The 18,246-nt window shown below is 32.1% G+C and carries 17 protein-coding genes; 11 read left to right on the top strand and 6 right to left on the bottom strand.

What is annotated here, in order from left to right; genetic code table 11:
• Nucleotides 1–230 precede the first annotated feature (230 nt).
• The 5 genes from AC3WTI_RS22195 (at nt 231) to AC3WTI_RS22175 (ending at nt 5,968) form a co-directional block, all read left to right on the top strand.
• The gene (locus AC3WTI_RS22195) at nt 231–1,205 is read left to right on the top strand and encodes a putative endonuclease domain-containing protein (RefSeq protein WP_492304424.1); all 975 of its coding nucleotides are present in this window, start codon (nt 231–233) and stop codon (nt 1,203–1,205) included.
• A 380-nt stretch (nt 1,206–1,585) separates the two neighbouring features.
• Nucleotides 1,586–2,149, top strand: coding sequence for an HAD family hydrolase (locus tag AC3WTI_RS22190; RefSeq protein WP_492304423.1), 564 nt, complete (start codon nt 1,586–1,588; stop codon nt 2,147–2,149).
• The gene (locus tag AC3WTI_RS22185) at nt 2,109–3,353 is read left to right on the top strand and encodes a ComF family protein (protein WP_492304422.1); all 1,245 of its coding nucleotides are present in this window, start codon (nt 2,109–2,111) and stop codon (nt 3,351–3,353) included. The genes AC3WTI_RS22190 and AC3WTI_RS22185 overlap by 41 nt, the downstream gene beginning before the upstream one ends.
• A 12-nt stretch (nt 3,354–3,365) precedes the next feature.
• Nucleotides 3,366–4,526, top strand: a complete 1,161-nt coding sequence (gene dprA, locus AC3WTI_RS22180) for a DNA-processing protein DprA (protein ID WP_492304421.1) — start codon at nt 3,366–3,368, stop codon at nt 4,524–4,526.
• Between the two features lie 332 nt (nt 4,527–4,858).
• Nucleotides 4,859–5,968 carry a tyrosine-type recombinase/integrase gene (locus AC3WTI_RS22175; RefSeq protein WP_492304420.1) on the top strand — a complete coding sequence of 370 codons (1,110 nt, stop codon included), beginning with the start codon at nt 4,859–4,861 and terminating at the stop codon, nt 5,966–5,968.
• A gap of 161 nt (nt 5,969–6,129) precedes the next feature.
• On the opposite strand, the gene AC3WTI_RS22170 is transcribed toward AC3WTI_RS22175, so the two are convergent.
• Complete coding sequence (locus AC3WTI_RS22170) at nt 6,130–6,489, bottom strand: helix-turn-helix domain-containing protein (protein ID WP_492304419.1); 360 nt, start codon at nt 6,487–6,489, stop codon at nt 6,130–6,132.
• Between the two features lie 152 nt (nt 6,490–6,641).
• On the opposite strand from AC3WTI_RS22170, the gene AC3WTI_RS22165 reads away from it, so the two are divergent.
• Complete coding sequence (locus AC3WTI_RS22165; protein ID WP_492304418.1) at nt 6,642–6,839, top strand: helix-turn-helix transcriptional regulator; 198 nt, start codon at nt 6,642–6,644, stop codon at nt 6,837–6,839.
• 96 nt (nt 6,840–6,935) lie between these two features.
• On the top strand, nt 6,936–7,346 hold the full coding sequence (locus tag AC3WTI_RS22160; RefSeq protein WP_492304417.1) for a hypothetical protein: 411 nt from the start codon (nt 6,936–6,938) through the stop codon (nt 7,344–7,346).
• A 486-nt stretch (nt 7,347–7,832) separates the two neighbouring features.
• Here AC3WTI_RS22160 and AC3WTI_RS22155 read toward each other — a convergent pair whose 3' ends face one another.
• The gene (locus AC3WTI_RS22155; protein WP_492304416.1) at nt 7,833–8,759 is read right to left on the bottom strand and encodes an aldo/keto reductase; all 927 of its coding nucleotides are present in this window, start codon (nt 8,757–8,759) and stop codon (nt 7,833–7,835) included.
• Nucleotides 8,760–9,067: 308 nt separating this feature from the next.
• On the opposite strand from AC3WTI_RS22155, the gene AC3WTI_RS22150 reads away from it, so the two are divergent.
• The 3 genes from AC3WTI_RS22150 (at nt 9,068) to AC3WTI_RS22140 (ending at nt 13,002) form a co-directional block, all read left to right on the top strand.
• Nucleotides 9,068–11,923: a pre-toxin TG domain-containing protein gene (locus AC3WTI_RS22150; protein WP_492304415.1), complete on the top strand. Its 2,856-nt coding sequence runs from the start codon at nt 9,068–9,070 to the stop codon at nt 11,921–11,923.
• A 9-nt stretch (nt 11,924–11,932) separates the two neighbouring features.
• Nucleotides 11,933–12,346: a CDI toxin immunity protein gene (locus tag AC3WTI_RS22145; protein WP_000212604.1), complete on the top strand. Its 414-nt coding sequence runs from the start codon at nt 11,933–11,935 to the stop codon at nt 12,344–12,346.
• Nucleotides 12,347–12,603: 257 nt separating this feature from the next.
• The gene (locus AC3WTI_RS22140; RefSeq protein ID WP_492304414.1) at nt 12,604–13,002 is read left to right on the top strand and encodes a hypothetical protein; all 399 of its coding nucleotides are present in this window, start codon (nt 12,604–12,606) and stop codon (nt 13,000–13,002) included.
• A 217-nt stretch (nt 13,003–13,219) separates the two neighbouring features.
• Here AC3WTI_RS22140 and AC3WTI_RS22135 read toward each other — a convergent pair whose 3' ends face one another.
• On the bottom strand, nt 13,220–13,894 hold the full coding sequence (locus AC3WTI_RS22135) for a hypothetical protein (RefSeq protein ID WP_098903292.1): 675 nt from the start codon (nt 13,892–13,894) through the stop codon (nt 13,220–13,222).
• Between the two features lie 467 nt (nt 13,895–14,361).
• On the opposite strand from AC3WTI_RS22135, the gene AC3WTI_RS22130 reads away from it, so the two are divergent.
• On the top strand, nt 14,362–14,532 hold the full coding sequence (locus AC3WTI_RS22130) for a hypothetical protein (RefSeq protein WP_166689422.1): 171 nt from the start codon (nt 14,362–14,364) through the stop codon (nt 14,530–14,532).
• 243 nt (nt 14,533–14,775) lie between these two features.
• On the opposite strand, the gene AC3WTI_RS22125 is transcribed toward AC3WTI_RS22130, so the two are convergent.
• The 3 genes from AC3WTI_RS22125 to AC3WTI_RS22115 form a co-directional block, all read right to left on the bottom strand.
• Complete coding sequence (locus AC3WTI_RS22125) at nt 14,776–15,072, bottom strand: hypothetical protein (protein ID WP_071680174.1); 297 nt, start codon at nt 15,070–15,072, stop codon at nt 14,776–14,778.
• Nucleotides 15,073–15,807: 735 nt separating this feature from the next.
• A complete protein-coding gene (locus tag AC3WTI_RS22120) occupies nt 15,808–16,527 on the bottom strand; it encodes an S-layer homology domain-containing protein (RefSeq protein WP_492304413.1) in 720 nt (239 codons plus the stop codon).
• A 712-nt stretch (nt 16,528–17,239) separates the two neighbouring features.
• Entirely contained in the window at nt 17,240–18,229 is a 990-nt protein-coding gene (locus AC3WTI_RS22115; RefSeq protein WP_492304412.1) for an S-layer homology domain-containing protein, read from the bottom strand.
• Between the last annotated feature and the right edge of the window lie 17 nt (nt 18,230–18,246).

Here is an 18,246-nt window from a genome sequence, read left to right as displayed (position 1 = left end):
TACATAACTTTTTAGAATAATTGTGAGAAATATACAGATAATAAGAACAAGCAGTGATTGTTAATGGATTGAAAAATTGTAAAAGAGAACAAAAAAGGAGTTTCATCTTTATTAGGAGCATTGGAGTGTGATAAGAAAGAGGAAAAGATTAATGAAAATAATGAAAGATAACAATTTAGGAGATCAAAACAATGCTGGTCTATTCTACTGGTAATTAAATGGAGGTATATATGGCTAAAAAAACCCATGAAGATTTTGTTCAGCAAGTACTTGATTTAACTGAAAATGAATACATAGTAATTGAACATTATATTGGTGCTAAGACAAAAATTAGATTTTTACATAATGATAAAACCTGTTCACAAGGCTTCACTGAAGGATTTCTAATGACTCCAGCTCATTTTCTAAGTGGTCAAAGATGTCCAAAATGTAGACATAAACGTAGTCACAAAAAAACAACCAAAACTCATGAACAATTTATAATAGAGGTATTCAAGTTAGTTGGTAACGAATATACAGTTTTAAGCAGATATAACGGAACAGACAAAAAGGTAAGCATAAGACATAATAATGAATCCTGTGATAATTTTGAATATACCGTTACACCGCATAAGTTTTTACTTAATAGGCGCTGTCCGAAGTGTTCATATAAAAAGAGAGCTGATGATAAAAGAAAAACCATTGAAAAATTTAAAGAAGAAGTTTTAACCTTAACATTTGAAGAATATAGAGTATTAAGTGATAGTTATTCAAACAATCATACTAAAATTAAGATCCAACATATTAACGACTCGTGCGATAATCATACATGGTATATCAAGCCAAATAATTTTCTCCATGGACAGAGATGTCCTTTGTGTAAAGAAAGCAAAGGTGCTAGACGAATACGATTATTTTTAAAGTCATATAAAATATCGTTTGAAAGGGAGTATAAATTTGAAGATTTGCTAGGTGTCAAAGGCTCGGAGCTAAGGTTTGATTTTGCTATATTTAACGAAAAAAGATGTCTTAAACTTCTAATTGAGTATGATGGAGAGTTCCATGATAAACAGGTACACGAAGAACACGATCTAATAACTCAACAGTATCATGATATGCTTAAGAATGAATATACTACGAAGAATAATATAAACCTAGTTAGAATCAATTATCGTGAGCAAAATGATATAGAAAACATTCTAAAAAATATTCTAAAGATAACATAGGGATGATACTGTATTTGTCCTAGACATCTTTGGTTATTTAGGAAAGCAGAAATAAACTTCTACCAGTAAAGAGATAGTTATTTGCTGTCGTAAAACAGTTTTCAATTTTGTAGGGCTAGTACATTATTCCAAACCAACACGGTGTAAAAATATCCCGATACGAGACGGGGATTTTGATGTTTTTTGGATAATTAAACCACCAATTCCGAGAAAAAGTATAAGGAACAGCAATAATAATTTTCTTGATTTTCGTATTTCCTTCAAATATTTTTCTAATCTAATATGAATATATTAACAAATGAAACCCTAAATGATAAACTAAAACTAGTTTAAATGTTTATCTAACTGGAGTTTTTGAGAATTAATTGGGAGGAGAAAGTATGGGATACAAGGGGTTAATATTTGACTTAGACAACACTTTAATAGATACAAATAGTTTAAGAGAGTTTAGAGACAATAGACAGTGGCAAAGTTGTTATCAAAACTTACACGCTACTTCAGCAATTTGTCATAAGGATATCTTGGAAGATAATATAAGAAAGTGGAATAGTAAATTAGGCATAGTTACAAATTCACCAAGACCTTATGCAGAGAAAATGTTAAAACACCATTGTTTTATGTATGATAGATTAATTGCATATCATGATTGCAAGAGAAGGAAACCTTATCCTGATCCGATGTTAATGTGTGCTGATTATTTAGAAACTTTACCTGAGGAAGTAATCAGTATAGGAGACCACATGAATGACATATTATCTGCTAATAATGCGGGAATGACATCAATTGGAGTCTCTTGGGGGGACTGTAGCAGAAAGCAAATATTAGCTGCTAATCCTAATTATGTTGTGGACTCTTTTAGCGAGTTGATTAGTTTATTAGATAGTTTATTTGGAGGAGAAAATCATGTTCATACAGCTAAATCAGTTGAGAAATATAATTATTGATGCTGATAATATTCATGAATCCTATTACAGTGATAATAAATATAGGAGATTTATTCAACAAGATTTGAAAAAACTAAAAGTAATAATTATATTTAGAAATCCATGGTATAAAAGTTATTATGAGAGTCTTGATATACATAATAATTTTATATATAAAGAAGTGAGAAATCCATTTTTTATTATAGGTAGATATTTGTGTGAAATAGATTTGCATCTTTATGAATCAGCTATTATAACAGGGAGTCAACAAATGGTAAGAACTGCTCATGATCAATGTATGTCTACTATCCTATTAACAAGAGACTTATCTAATATGGAACACACTGGGCTACCTGATCATATTATAATGGAGTCTGAGAACCTAAAGGGAATTTTAACTAAATCCATTTTAGGTTATTATAACGAAATGGTTGCGGAAGATTTAAATGGAACAGGATATACATATAATCTGGGGGAAATAAGTCATTCTCTATTTCCTGACATAAAAGCATCTCTGCTTGCAGGAGGACGTTATTTTACTTCAAAGGACCATAGGGCATACACTCATTGTTTAACAAATAAACTCTTAAAGTTAAAGGATTGTAATCAAGTGATTACTGACCAATTAGCTAGGATATTGAATCAAAACTTAAAAACTGCTAAAAATTTTTGGGGTGATATAGATATTATTACTACTGTACCTCCAAAACCTATGGGGAAAAATCATTTGGGTCTTTTGTTAAATAGTAATAATTTAAATGATTATAGAGGTCTTATTGACACAGATATTTTGTATACAACTAAAGATTATCCTAAACAGAAGACAGCGGGAAATTGGGAAAACAGGGCAAATAATGTTTTAAACGCTTTTGCATCAAGGAGAAATGTAAAGGGGCATATAGTAATTGTTGATGACATACTTACTAGTGGCTCAACTACTCTAGAATGTGCTAGAGTTTTATATGAAAGTGGAGCAGAAAAAATTTCAATTGTTCCTTTGGCTGTGATGCAATCGCAGCTTGATATCCAAAATTTAAGTAAAGTAAGTTGTTCGAATTGTATGGAAGGTGTATTTAAGTTAAGATTTAATAATAGAGATGGAACAGCTTTTTGGGCATGTGACCAGTTTCCGCATTGTAAAAATACAAAGAATTATTACAGAATAAAGAACGATTATAATTTACAGTTTACTATGGATGTTGGCGAAGAAGAAACTCTTTTTTAGGTTGGTGATATATTGTCTACTTTGTGGCTAGCTTTAAGTTCTGTTAAAGGGCTTGGAACTAAAACTCTAAAAAAACTTTATTATGAAGTTAATGATAATTTAAGTTTGGAATTTTTAACTGATAAGCGTAACTTTACACTAATAAATAATGTTATAAAGAACTCAGCTATTGTTGCTAATATTACCGATAAAGAATTCATAACTGAGAAAATGTTGTGGGCTAATTACTTAATAAGTAAGCATAATAAAGAGGGAATATCTATCATCACAATAGATTCACCTAAATACCCTAAACTTTTAAGGCTAATTGAAGACCCGCCAGTTGCTTTATATTGTAAAGGGAATGTCGATTTATTAAGTTGCCCCAAAAACGTTGCAATAATTGGTACCCGAAAGCCTACTCCTTTAGGGATGAGAATAGCCAAAAGAATAGCAAGCAGATTTAGTGAAAGAGGGTTTGTTATTGTGAGTGGATTAGCCGTCGGAATAGACACGGCTGGTCATCAAGGTGCTTTAGAGGTTAATGGACCAACTATAGCAGTTTTAGCAGGTAGTTTAGATAAGATTTATCCTAAAGAGAATACTGACTTAGCACAACAGATTATTGAAAAGAATGGTCTGCTTATTTCAGAAAATCCAATTGGCTCAAAAACATTTAAACAATCTTTTGTGGTTAGAGATAGGTTACAAAGTGGTCTTTCTCTAGGAGTGTGTCCTGTGCAAACCCCTCTAAAAAGTGGAACACAGCATACAATTAAATTTGCTAAGCAACAAAATCGTGTGCTTTTTTGTCCAGAACCTTTAGAGCCGTATGAAGAAGCGGTTCAGGGGATTCATGAACTATTAAATAGTAAAGTAGCTGAAAAAATATCTGGAGAGCAAGATTATGAGCGGATATGTAGTTTAATGTTTGAAAGGTATAAAATTTTAATTAGTGCTGAGGAAGAACAAAAAAATAAGTTAAGTAAGGGAAGCAAAACTATTGTTAACGCCTCTAAACAACAAGATTTTAACCTTTTTAGCTATGAAGAATTTGATGAAGTTCAGCACTTGAAAGAGTCTTTGGATTTAAAATTAAATGAGGTTATTGAAATAAGTAAAAAATTGGGGTATTCTCCACAGCAGTTAATAAATAAAATTGAAGAAGTATATAAGAATAGACTAATGATTTAATTATCGTGTTAAAAGGAGCTTAAATAAGCTTCTTTTTTTTGTTTAAGATTGATGTAGTATAAATTGTTAAAATATGACCAATGTCTCGTTTGTTCGCAGCCTCAAAGAATTCATTTTTTGGAATTCCTTAAAGGGATATTAGAATAACTTACTCAATGAATTAAACCTCACTTTATTTTTCATCAACTTATGAGGGGATATCTGTAAAAAATGTTTAACTGTCTTTATACACTAGTATAATAAAACTCTTTACTAAAAAAATGAAGAGTTATCAATTATAATTAACTTACCATATACAGCAACAGTTAAGGACTCCAAGGAGGCTCTTAACAATGAAAGGAAGCGTCAAAAAAGATAAGAAAACAGGAAAGTATTTTAATATTGTAGATATTGGTATTGAACCTTTAACAGGTAAAAGAAAGCAAAAAAAGAAGAGGGGCTTTACTACCAAAAAAGAAGCAGAAAATGCTTTAACAATGTTGCTTTCAGAAGTTCATACTGGAATATATGTAGAGCCTAGCAAACTTCTCTATGGTGAATATCTGGAAAGTTGGTTCAATACCAAGAAGCACAGTGTGGGTATCCAAACAGCAAAAGTACTGAAAGGGTACTTAAACAGTCGTATTATTCCTTCTCTGGGTAATATCAAATTAGCTAAATTAACATCATTGCATATGCAAAACTATGCTTATTCACTGCGAGATGAAGGATTAAAGAGAGGGACAATCGAGAAGATAATTAAAATCATTCGGAACTCTCTTGAACATGCAATAGATTTAGAGTTAATTACTAAAAATGTTGCAGCAAAAACGAAGTTGCCTAAGGCTGATAGGGAAGAATTAACGGTGTGGAACGAACAGGAAGTACAACTGTTCTTAGCTGCACAGGATAGTAGGTATTCTATCGTCTTTCATATGGCTCTTGTGACTGGAATGCGGCAAGGTGAAGTGCTAGGGTTGCGATGGAAAGATGTTGATTTAGAAAAGGGGCATTTGACCATTAGCCAAACGTTAAGTCATGATGGGAAGACGTTCTTACTTGGAGGAAAGACGAAATCAAGTTTAAGAAAGATACTGTTACCTGCATCAACAGTAGCAAAACTAAAGAAGTATAGAGCAGTTGTATTGAAAGAGAAGCTGAGTCAATGTGAGGAATACCAAGACAATGACTTAGTGATATGTACTCCTTCTGGAACACCAATCAATCCTGCTAATGTTAGAAGAAGTTTAAACGCTTTGATTAAGAAAGCAGCTGTGCCAAAGATTCGATTTCATGATTTACGTCATACACATGCAACTCTATTATTGGCTAAAGGTGTGAATGTGAAAGTGATTTCTGAGCGATTAGGTCATAGTAATATCAAAATCACATTAGACACTTATTCGCATGTATTACCAACGATGCCAGAAGATGCGGTTAACAAAATAGAAGAGATTTTGTAGGGAATGTGACCAATTCGGTGACCACTGACTTTATAGAATATAAAGTAAAAAAATGAAAACCGCATCAAACATTAATTTGAGACGGTTTCCAATACTATGACCCCCGGAGAGGCTCGAATTCAAGACCTCCACCCTGTCAAGGTGGAGATCTATTTGATATATTAATCTTTTTTCTGTATTATAAACTCCCAAAACTTCTTTAATTCCTCTCGCTTTTGGGGAGAGGAATTTTTAATAGCTTTAAACCATTTCTCTAATTCTGTATCAGGTACATCGGTACTATCTTTTGCAATGAATCCTATCTCTTCTAATAAGGATTTAGTACTTATATTCATGGCGTTTGCTATTTTTTCTATTACTAATAGTGTTGGTTCTACTGGTTTTCCAGTTCTGGAATCTACGCCTTTTTCAAGTTTGTCTATATAAGTATGACTAACACCACATTTTTGAGCAAAGTCGCGTAAGGATAGTTTATTTGCTAAACGATAATTTTTAATAATTTCACCAAGAGTTTTCTTCATGTGTAATCCTCCTAGTACAATTGTAAACAATAATTTACAAAAAGAAACAAAAATAGAGAAAAATCATGTAAAACATTGTTGACGATAAAGTAAACTATGGTTTACAATGGTTTTGTAATCAAATGAATACAAGAATGAAGGGGATTGGATAAATGAATAAGATAGCTGAGTTGAGGAAAGAAAAACTAATGTCACAAGAAACATTAGCAGGACTTGTGGGTCTATCCCGCACTTATATTTCCGAAATAGAGAATAATAAAAAACAACCCAACGTTAAGTTAGCTATAAAAATAGCGGAAAGTCTGGGAACAAATGTAGAATCTATTTTTGGATCTATTTGTAAACTATAGTTTACAAATAGATGGTTTAATTACTACATATTAGATACATCACAATCTAGAAAATTTAGTTCACAGTAGATAACACAGAAAAGGAAGTGTTTAAATATGAATATGAAAATATTTGAAATGCGTGAAAAACGATTAGCCGAACTACTAGGTGCAAAGGTACTATGGGAATTTATTAGTGCTGTTACAGAAGAAATAGAAAAGCAAGAGTTAGAGTCTACACCAGGTTTATTAGAAGATCTATTCATACATGTGAAAGAAACCATTCAAATCCAAAATATGAATCAACGCATAACAAAAGCCCCTGTAGAAGCAGAGGCTGATGGTATAAATAAAGAGACATTATATATGGAAGCATATGTAGAATTAATCAATCATAAGTTTGTTATTTCTGAATTAGCTGTAGAGCTTTCATCTGTTCTAAAAGAATTAAATTGTTTTGTTCAATCATCTTTGCCACAGCTTCAAAGTAAGCTTGATTCTCAAGAACCTCAATCTGCTTCTCTTTAGGGAGTGATTGAAGTATTTCTTTAATTTCTTTACACTCGTATATGTTATTCTCCGAGTCTTCAATTAATTTATTGCGACGATGGGTGTATTCAAGTGCACCTAAAGTCGCTAATGCGCGAGGATCTAATCCTAGAATTTCCATGTATTCCTCTCCTTTCCTCTACAAATAATTCGATAGGGGAAAGGAGATTCCTTTAGTAATTTGGTAGCGTCTTTATACAGTTATATAAATTGTTAATGATTAAAGGACATGTTATCTAGCAGGAATGTAGTAGAAATATACTTGGGAAATTCCTTAAAGATAATGAGAAGAAAGGAGAATCCAGTAAATCACACTCCTTTCCCTAAAGTAATTTTCATATGAAACGGTTATTTACTTGTATTACAAATTTTATATTAGATTCTTTGACGAAGAGTAGATAGACATGGAATAGGGGATGAATTGGTAGTTAATTTAGTCTGATTTTTATGGAAGAAAAATTATAGTTAAAGCTTTTTAATGAATTCAATTTCATCATCTAATAATAATGGACGAGTTAAGTGTGAAGAGTTTTCTTCAACCTGAGTAGAATTTTTTGCACCAGGAATCGCAACTGAAACAGCTGGGTGGCTTAAAACATAACGTAAGGCAATTTGCGTAATACTTCGATTTGATCGTACAAGTGAACGTAATTTTTCTACTTTGTCTAAGCTATCTTTAAACCACTTTTCTTTGGTCCAGTCCTTTCTTAAATCATCGTCTGTAAACTGGGTTTCATGATTAAATTTCCCAGTTAAAATTCCCATCTTAAGTGGACCTCTTATTACAGCACCTAAATTATGTTTTTCAATATAAGGAAGGATGTCTTTTTCAGGTTCTTTATTCAAAATACTATAATCGAATTGCACAACATCTAAATCATTATTCTGATTAAAATGTTTAATATAATCTAAATCATTAGTAGAAACGCCAACTGCTCTCACTTTGCCAGATTTTTTTAAGATTTGGAAAGCTTGTAGAAAGGCTTCTGTTTCTTCATGTTTATCCCACCAAATATGACAAAAGTACACATCTATATAATCAGTTTTAAGCCGCAGTAAACTAGCATCAAACGCATCAATAATTTTTTGAGGGTCTCCATAAACCGCTGGTTGATTTGGATCATAATGATGACCAATTAATCCACCTTTTGTAGAAAGAATAATATCCTGCCTACGTTTATGTATAGCTTTTGAAACGAGTGTTTCACTATGACCAAGCCCATAAACATCAGCAGTATCAATAAAATTAACCCCTAGATCAATTGCTTTCTCAATTGCATCAATGGATTCATTATCTTTTACTGCTCCCCATTCATCTCCACCAATTGCCCAAGAACCGAATCCTATCTCTGAAACTATTAATCCCGTGTTACCTAACAATCTATATTCCATTCTGTACGGACTCCTCCTTTTCAGTTTATATTATTAGAAATATACATAGTGACCAGTTGGAATATTCTTGAATTTATTTTCGGGAATAAATTAGGATTATTTATCCCTCTTTCTATAAGTATTTTTGATAAGTGTTATTGGGGGTTTCTTAGACTAAGAATATTAAGGAAAATATTGCTTTTTAATAAAGTACGTCCTATTGAGAATACGTATATGCAATTATGCATATACGTATTTATTATTTTTATAGTAATAAAATCTAATATATAATTAAAAAGTTTTTAATAAATTATTTAGGAGATGCGAGTATGAAGAAAGTCATAGGACTTATAGTGTCATTATTTTTATTATTTTCTACCTATGCACCAACATTTACAGAAGCAGCCGAAGTTTTAAATAAAGTAGGCTGGGTCAAAGAGAATGAGAATTGGTACTATTATCAAAAAGATGGAAGTAAGCAAAGAGATAACGTTACTTTAGATGGAATAGAGTACTCCTTTTTTAAAGATGGAAGGCTAGTTGAAGGTAAAAAGCAAGCAGGAAAAGACACTTTATATTATAGTGAACCTGGTAAACTAAAGACCGGATGGAGTTTTTCTGCAACCTCATGGAGCTATTTAAAAGATGGGAAGTATGTGACAGGAACATTTACCTACCAAGGAAAACCATTTGAAATAAATAAGTACGGAGATATGGAAAAGGGATGGGTTACCCTTCGTTCTGCTGTTAAAAGAATCTATCCAAAGCCAGAAACAAAATTTCTATTAAAATCTAAATCTGTAAAGGATGGGGATGTCTTAGAAGTTATTTCAAAGCAGGGCTTATGGTATCAGGTAAAATACCAAGGAGAAGTTGGTTATGTTCGGATATTTGAATCTGTTGTAATTGGTGAATCACCAGTTCGTTCATGGGATGTAACAAAGGAAGCAACGAATTTGTCTCATTTTATTATAACTGAGTATCATAAAGATCCTGAAAAATACTTTCCGCCCAATATTCAAAAGAAATTTGATAAACAACTAGATAGTGATTTAGCTCTTCTTGCGAATGGATTAAAATGGATTGATCAATTAAAAGAAGCACTTTATTTAGATAATAAGCAAGGGTGGGTACAAGAAGAAGGAAAATGGACGTATTATAAAAAAGACGGGCAAAGAATAACTGGTTTCCAAGCGATTGATGGGAAACGTTATTATTTTGGTACCGATGGGTTTATGCAAACGGGATGGGTACATACAAATGGATCAGATTATTATTTGGGAACCGATGGCGTAGTACAGTCCGGAATCCAACATATTGATGGGAAAATCTATTACTTTAGTCCACTAGGTAATGTACAATCAGGTTTTACAAATGTTGATGGAAAACCATATTATTTTGATGCTTCTCATGAGTCAAAAAATGGTTGGATGAAGCAAGAGTTTAGTTGGTACTTACTACAGCCTTCAGGTGCATTACAAACAGGAGATTTTACATATAAAGATAAGAAATTCTCCTTTAATCAAGACGGAGAAATGATTAAAGGGTGGGTTACATTAGAATCCCTTGTTAAAAAAGTATATCCAGAGCCAGATTTAAGAAAAGTATTGCGTGCAAAACGTGTAAATAATGGTGAAGTGATAGAAGTAACTGGGAAAATTGGCTCTTGGTATGAGGTTAAATATCAAGGAGAAAAAGGATATGTACGTATTCATGATGCCATTATTTTCGATCAGGAAGCTAAAAGTCCACTTACTTTGCTTGATGGAAAAGTAAAGATATTTGAAGGTGTACTAGATTATTTAAAAAGTGACGAACCAGTCATAAATAACACGATTAAAATTTTAGAAAAAGAAGAACAACGTTTGTTAGATGATGCAGAGAACTGGGAAAGTATTTCTAGTAACATAAACAATGCGAAGCAAGATGCACAGTATAAAATGCAATTGATGAAAGAATCACATGATAAATTGCAAGAATTAGTGAATGCAATGAAAGGTGACATTAAAAATTTAACGGTCACTCAAAGAAAAGAGCTATTTAAACTGCTTGGAAATACGGGAAAAGATGCTCTAGCCTACGGAAAAGAATGGATGGTATTTAGTGCTGATGTATATGTATCTATTCTTCAACATTATGAATCACTTTTAGAAGTCTATGCTGGTTACTATCAAGCATTAGATGTGGTTGCAGTAAAAGCAATTGAAACACAAAATGAGATTAATAAAGGACTTCGTCAAATCGAGGAAAATCATCGTAAGTTAGCTGAAGGGCTTTCTGGTGTTGTTAAAGATTTAGGACCAGTTGTAGATAGTTCTATTCGCTTAAAACATTCTGTAGATATAGCGAAACCTGCTATGGAGGAACTTGTACAAGTAACACGAAAAAACGCTCCAATCATTGCGCAAGATTTACAAGCATTAGATGCCAAAGTCCCAGGATTCTACACAGATTTCAATATGGGAATAGATCTTGCAAATATCTTTATGGACTCGGCCAATAAAATAGCAAGACATAAAGTTGATGTATCTGCTGCAGCTAGAAATATTGGTAATATTGATTTAAGCAGTGCATTGTATGATTTGGGTGGAGATCCATCTCGCATTTATAATCGTGCAAATGATGGAGATTTATCATTCGTATTGGGTATTACACCAATAATTGGTACAGGAAAAGAAATTGGACAACTTATCAAAGGTGAAGACTTAGTAACAGGTCAAAAATACAGTCCAGACGATTATGCATGGGGGACCTTGGCCGTCGTATCTGGTGGTACAACACGAGTTGTTGGTAAAGTTGTAGGGAAGATTGGCGATCTTGAAAAGAAAGGAAAGGCACTAGAAGCAGCTGCTAAAGGTGGTCGTTCAGGAGAGATTGTTCTTGATAAGGTTCAAACATATGAACAAGCAAGAAATAAAGCAATGAGCTTATTAGGGGATTTTGGGGCAGATTCACAACCATTTATAGGATCAATGGAAAAAAGCGCTGGTTATGGTAAAATTGTTGGCAGAGAGACAGCTGATCATAAAGCAAGATGGCGATTAGATTATGATCCTAGTAAAGGGATGCATATAAATGTAGAAGATTTTAGAAATGGAAAAAAAAATAAAGCAATTAAATATGCAATTCCTTTTGAAGGAGACGAAGAAACCTTTAAATCGTTATTAAAATATCTAAATAAATGAGGTAATAAAATGGCAACATTGTTGGAAGAGTGTATTGAAGCATTAGGTGAAGACATTGAAATTTTAGAGAATACTCAAGGAAAAATGGTAGTAAAAAGTTTTGAAAATGCATTCCCTATTACACAATGGGGGAGAGTAGATTGGTCCAACATTGAAAACTATGGTGATTTATATAATGAGGATGAAATAAAATTATATCTACAGAACTGTTTTGGAACATATTCTCAGACAGTATATATTATTTGGGATAATGCTAGAGTACCAGTAATCAAAACAAATTTACATCAAGTTTTAAATGTAATATATGATGTTACAGCTGTTAGTTTTGATACCTGGATATATTCACCAGATATGGGGTATGTTATTGAGTATCATCATGATGGTGATATACGTATTGGGGACGTAAAAAATATTGTTAAATAAATAGATTTTTATAAACAAACGTAGGATCATTGATTCCTACGTTTGTTTAGTATTAAATAAAAATTTAATCACCAGAGAGTATTAGAAAATAAGGGTAACTGTAACTATGAACGATTCTAGATGGCCTAATGAAGATGGATAGGTTAAAATGGCCCATAGTGTAAATGGTGTGGAATTACATTATGTTAAAAATACAAAAACTGGTGAATTTGATGGTTTTAAATTTAGAGATAAAAAATAAATAAGGGGCGTTTATTATGAAAGTAACTTGTTTGTATAACATTGGAGATTATCTAACAAAAGCAACCGAGGAAATATTTAACTTAGTTATTAAGAAGGAGTATATTGTTTATGGCATATGTAAGTTACAAAGTGGTGAATTAACATACTTAATCTTAGGAGAACGTGAAAATATGCCATCATGGTATCCAGCAGAATTATTTGAAATAACTGATGCGTTACAACCTATAGAATGGTATTGTGCAGAACACAGACATGTCAAAGATAAAACTATAGATTATATATGGGGATATAAAGAGTTAGCCTTGGATGATACACATGCTCTTGGTTTAATAGAAAGAGAGAGTAAAGATATGGAACTATTTTTAAAACGTAAAGCTGAAATTGATGAATTTGAGGAATTTGAGGAATTGTAATAGTAAGTGAATTAATTGATTAACCTATAAAAAATGTAGAAATTAAATATTTCTACGTTTTTTTGTACATAACATTTAAATAAACAGCTTGTTTTTTGAAAAAAATGAAAGATGGTATTTATATTGGCGCGAATATCTATTACAATGGACCCTATATAAAAAAGTAGTCGCAAATGCAACTACTTTTTTCAAAAACATTATTATTCAAATAACACCTTTAGCGTAAACTCGCGCTTAATGGTACTTGAGAATAAACTGTGAAATTGTTACCATAAGTACCGTGTCTTGAAAATAAGGAAGAAATTGAACCATTCCAACTTTTGTAGGTAGACCCAGATGTATCTGTTCTTAGAAGTACATTTGAAAAGCTAGCTTGGCTAAAGGAGTTACGTCCAGTATCTTCAACCCCCTGAACCATTTTTACTGGTTCATATTGAGAAAATGAGCCATATACAGGCTGATTTGCATATCTAGGGTTTCCATTTACATACATAGTAACCGTACCATTTCCGTTATTAACGAGTTTAAGGTTTACTCGGTCACCATCTTTAATTGATGCATCATACTGCGTGTTCCAATACTTACTGTTTTGACCTGATTCATTATATCCTGAATTTAGAAATACTTTATATCCACTTGGTGTTTTGGAAATACCACCCTCAACTTTAGATGCTCCAATACCTAAATACCAATTCACATATCCATCTTTAACAACAACTGATTTTGGTAGATTTATATCAGCTGCAATCCCAGTATAGGTACTATTTGTAACACTTTTTACAGCACCTTCTGTAGCTGCAAAACTAGTAGTTGAAAACATTGATAGAGAAATTAGAAGTGAACCAACTAGATACATCATTTTTTTCTTACTTTTCCTTAATACTTGATTCATGTTAGATCCCCCATATTTTAAATTATTAAATTGTATGGAAAGTTGGCCAACTAACTATAACTTACAAATTAAAGATAAATCAGGTTTTATTTAATGTATATATTTTCCTGTTATAAGTCATTGGAATGTCAAATAAATTTGTTTTTTCGTATTTATCAATATAGGTGGAGTTGACAGATTGAAGTGATGCGTTTATTTAAATGTAAGAAGATTTTGTTAAAAAATATAAAAACCTATCAATGTGTTGGGGATAGTATGTACTACGATTCATTTAGGAGAGAGAAATATGGAATGAATATAGTTTTTTTCAATGGGTAGATCTGAAATATTTAGAAATAGATTAAAAACAAAGGAAATAAATGAATCGTTTTTCTTAAGGAATTCATTGAAATAGTTTGTAGATGAAAGGAAATATATGATTTATAAGACATGGATTTCCTATATAAAAGAAGAAAGGGGATCCAGCTATGGGAATTACAAATACAAGATCGAAGTTAGATAATGCAGCTATTGAAGAGGCTATAGAGGCATTAAAAGATGAAAATGAATGTTTATGTATGGAAATCGATTACTTAAAAAAGTTAAAGGCCTTCCTTCAAAAAGAGATGGAATTACAGAACAAGACAAAGCAAGAGTAATTTATCTTACAAAATTCGAAAGTATATAACATATTAAGATAGTACTAGATAATTATAGAGGTCATTACAATCGCAAAAAATCAAAGTACACTTAAAAGGAATGAGTCCAGTACAATACCGGACTCACATTCAAACAGCCGCTTAATTTTTTGTTTAATACTTCAGGCCCAGTTCATCATAGGCGATCGATTGTTGGCTTGCTACGCTCAGTGATTGTTATTCTTTAACTCATCTCATATTACGTTAGTTTAAGTATTGAGAGTAAAAGAATAGGAATAGAAAAATGAATGTTTTGCTAAATAATCTATTAAAGAAACTTAAAGGAATAACAAGTTCTCCTATTGTAAGGATTTTAAGTTTATCCTTATTTAGTCCTTTTATTAATTCTTTTAATGTTTGGAAGTTTATTTTATTAACGAAAGACCAACTTGGTACAGCTTTTGTATCTGAACCTATTTTGAAAATGATATGAATACTATGTGCATGAAAACCGCTTATTATTAAAATAAGCATAAATCCTAAAATAATGAACCAAGTCATTTTTCAACACCTCCTTTCAGTATTTAATATTAAGATATTAAAACTGTTGAGAAAGTGTGCTGTTGTCCATGAAAAATATTGAGAAATTGTTGAGGGAACGTTGAGAATGTTGAGATGCTATGGATTGTAGCGGAGTTAATAATGCTTGTTATATTATATGTGTGAACAAGGAAATAGGAAAGAGAACAGGTGCGGAGACTGTTCTCTAAAGGAGCGGAAGTGCTGAACATTTTACAATGACAATGATTCAAGCATTCCGCTAATAGTATGTGTAAATATTTATAATCCATACAAGAAAGGCCGCTATAAAAATAGCCGTCTTGCCTCAGGGAGAATGCAAGAAAAATAGAGATTTATTATGGATACAGATTGGCTGTACCGCTTATTTTTAGTATTAGCAGGGGTTGAATAAATTATTCATAAGTTAAGATCTTACTTCATCGTAGAGTGAGTGACATACAAAGTAAAAAGAGCACTTTTTAAAAGTGCTCTTTTTAAGGTGTGTATTAGGACTTGAAAGAGGCATCAATGACAATTTAGAAGGAGATATCTCTATACAACATATGGAGGTGCTATGAAAGGGTGACGATAAAAAATAAAAAGAGCAGTTAGAATGAACTAACTGCTCAACTCCAGGGGAATTGGAGACTTGGTTTTTCTAGTATTAACAAACTTAAGGTGTATTATACGAAAGTAGATATAGAGGGTTAATTATTAATATTGTATGAGTGCATTTCATTCTTTAAATAGTGTCCCTCCGTTAGTAACATGAGACTCTCCAATCTCTCCAATTTCCTCAACAGGAATAAGTGGTAAATTATTATTAACTGGTTCATTATTCCTGTTCATAGCATTATAGATGAATTGTGCGTACTGTTCTCTAGATACCTTCATATAAGGACTATAGTCATTATTACCTGTCCCTTTCGCAATCTGGTTGGAATGAATAGCATGAATGGCATCTTTTGCCCAATATCCATTCGGTATATCTTTAAATATAAATGCTCCCGTTGCTTTTAGCTGGAAAGCCTTCGTTAATACAGAAGCCATTTCAGCACGCGTTAAAGTATCCTTAGGGCGGAAGTTACCATGTTCATCTCCAGTGAAGATTCCTAAGTTTGTGAGAGATAAAATCTCCTTTGAGTAATGGGTTGTGAGAGAATTGATATCTGAATAAGGATTAGTATATGTTTCTTTATTTTCTGGTTTGAGGTAATTGTACATAAGAATGGCGACTTGTTCTCGTGTTACATCATCCCCAAAGCCAAATATCCCATTTCCGTATCCAGATAGGATCTGTTTTTCTTTTAAGTCATGTATTGCTGTAAATGACCAATGGTTTTGTGGTACATCAGCAAAGACTTCTTCAGCATGGGCGGTATAATGTCCAGCTCCAAGTATTGTTAAGGTACTAATAGATAGAACAGAGCATAATTTAACTAATTTTCTTTTCATAACATTTCCTCCGTAAAAGCGATATAGTATTTTAATAAGTATAACGAAACCTATTATAATTATATATAAATATAATAGGTTTGATAGATGTATTTATGTAGATGTAAAACATAATGGTTTCATATTTAAAAAATTGCAGGATTGACCAGTAACTAGAGTTGGTTATAATATTTTTTATTTTATAAAGGGGAAAGAGATAGTTTCAATTAGTGATACAGTAAAAGGACAAGTAAAAAGGATTACATTTGAAGAAAGTGTGTTGTTTTAATTATATTAGGAGTCTTAATTATCGTATAACTATGTCCTATATAGCTAGGGAAAATGAACGGGTAAATTGGATAGAGGTTTTTGTATATCCTATAGGCTTAATTCTATGTATGATACTTGGATATTTTGAGTTACCAGAGTTTTCAATATTAGTAGGGTTAGTATGTAGTGTATGAGATATCCTTATGGCAATAGGAATTAGTGTTATATAGAAAAAATAAGAGCAGGGAGCATCTAAATAGGATACTTTTTTATTTTTTCATAGAAAAAGGAACCCAGAAGGGTTCCTTTTCTTATTCCGATCTATCTTAAGCGCATATAAGATAATGTTATTTTACATCTTAATATTAGGAATTACAATGAATAAAATGAAAGAATTGAATAAATAAAAAGATTTCAATATATTATAAAAAGAGCCACATTTGAATGACTCTTTTCTTGTAAATTATTTTTTTACCTTCCCAAAAGAAACACTTAGTTTATATGTATTATCTACTTGAACTTCTCTACCATCTAATTCAAAAGTTTGTCTTGTTTTCGGTAGGTTTGGATTATTAACTATAGAATATAAGTAAGCTCCTTTTGTTGGCAGCAATTGATTGTATAAAGCTTTGAGAGGCTCATTAATTGCAGACTCTCTACTCTTGATAGAAATTATAGTGTTCCAATAACCACCACCGTCACCATATGGGAATATAGTTATAATGTCAGACATAGCGTCAGCTTTATTTCCATGAAGATTATATCCAAGTGTTCCATATTCCACATCTCTATCAACAAAACCTAAAGATTTTGCAAGGTTAATTAATTCTGAGGATTTATCTTCTTTACCATGAATGAAGATTGAATTGTACATGAACTTAGCAAACTGTTCCCTTGTTACGCTATATTGCCCACCGTACTGATTTTGTCCGACACCACTTGTTATCCCATTGCTATACAAGGCACGTATGTAGTCTGTTGCCCAATGCCCCCTTGGTATATCACTGAATGGCATATTCCCTTTAACTTCTAAACCAAAAGCTTTTTGAAGAATAACAGCCATTTCATAACGAGTTAACGTATCATCAGGTCGGAATTTATCTGTATTGTCTCCACTCATAAAACCTGCATGTACAACAGCTTTGATATTACTTTCAAACATATGTCCTTTGATATCTGAAAAGTTTTTACCGTAATAATTGTCATCCCGTAAACCGTAATATTTAGAAATGATTGCAGAAACTTGCCCACGTGTTACTTTGTCTCCAAATCCAAAATTTCCATTACCATACCCATTTATTACATCCTTATCAGCTAAATAATAAATCGATTCTTCAGACCAGTGTCCTTGTGGTACATCGTTGAAATGTTTAGTCTGTGCATGTGTTGGATTTGTTGCACCAAATAAAGTAGCAGCAATTAAACCAGTTGCGATTACGTTTTTGTATTTCATAGTTATTTTCTCCTAAA

The organism is Bacillus sp. EB106-02-03-XG38, assembly GCF_058792175.1.
This window is presented reverse-complemented; position numbering and strand designations above follow the sequence as displayed.

Coding starts and splice junctions, on each gene's coding strand:
- AC3WTI_RS22165 (WP_492304418.1), top strand. CDS start 6,642: ATGAATAAGATAGCTGAGTTGAGGAAAGAAAAACTAATGTCACAAGAA.
- AC3WTI_RS22115 (WP_492304412.1), bottom strand. CDS start 18,229: ATGAAATACAAAAACGTAATCGCAACTGGTTTAATTGCTGCTACTTTA.
- AC3WTI_RS22185 (WP_492304422.1), top strand. CDS start 2,109: ATGTTCATACAGCTAAATCAGTTGAGAAATATAATTATTGATGCTGAT.
- AC3WTI_RS22195 (WP_492304424.1), top strand. CDS start 231: ATGGCTAAAAAAACCCATGAAGATTTTGTTCAGCAAGTACTTGATTTA.
- AC3WTI_RS22145 (WP_000212604.1), top strand. CDS start 11,933: ATGGCAACATTGTTGGAAGAGTGTATTGAAGCATTAGGTGAAGACATT.
- AC3WTI_RS22150 (WP_492304415.1), top strand. CDS start 9,068: ATGAAGAAAGTCATAGGACTTATAGTGTCATTATTTTTATTATTTTCT.
- AC3WTI_RS22160 (WP_492304417.1), top strand. CDS start 6,936: ATGAATATGAAAATATTTGAAATGCGTGAAAAACGATTAGCCGAACTA.
- AC3WTI_RS22120 (WP_492304413.1), bottom strand. CDS start 16,527: ATGAAAAGAAAATTAGTTAAATTATGCTCTGTTCTATCTATTAGTACC.
- AC3WTI_RS22170 (WP_492304419.1), bottom strand. CDS start 6,489: ATGAAGAAAACTCTTGGTGAAATTATTAAAAATTATCGTTTAGCAAAT.
- AC3WTI_RS22135 (WP_098903292.1), bottom strand. CDS start 13,894: ATGAATCAAGTATTAAGGAAAAGTAAGAAAAAAATGATGTATCTAGTT.
- AC3WTI_RS22155 (WP_492304416.1), bottom strand. CDS start 8,759: ATGGAATATAGATTGTTAGGTAACACGGGATTAATAGTTTCAGAGATA.
- AC3WTI_RS22140 (WP_492304414.1), top strand. CDS start 12,604: ATGAAAGTAACTTGTTTGTATAACATTGGAGATTATCTAACAAAAGCA.
- AC3WTI_RS22125 (WP_071680174.1), bottom strand. CDS start 15,072: ATGACTTGGTTCATTATTTTAGGATTTATGCTTATTTTAATAATAAGC.
- AC3WTI_RS22190 (WP_492304423.1), top strand. CDS start 1,586: ATGGGATACAAGGGGTTAATATTTGACTTAGACAACACTTTAATAGAT.
- AC3WTI_RS22130 (WP_166689422.1), top strand. CDS start 14,362: ATGGGAATTACAAATACAAGATCGAAGTTAGATAATGCAGCTATTGAA.
- AC3WTI_RS22175 (WP_492304420.1), top strand. CDS start 4,859: ATGAAAGGAAGCGTCAAAAAAGATAAGAAAACAGGAAAGTATTTTAAT.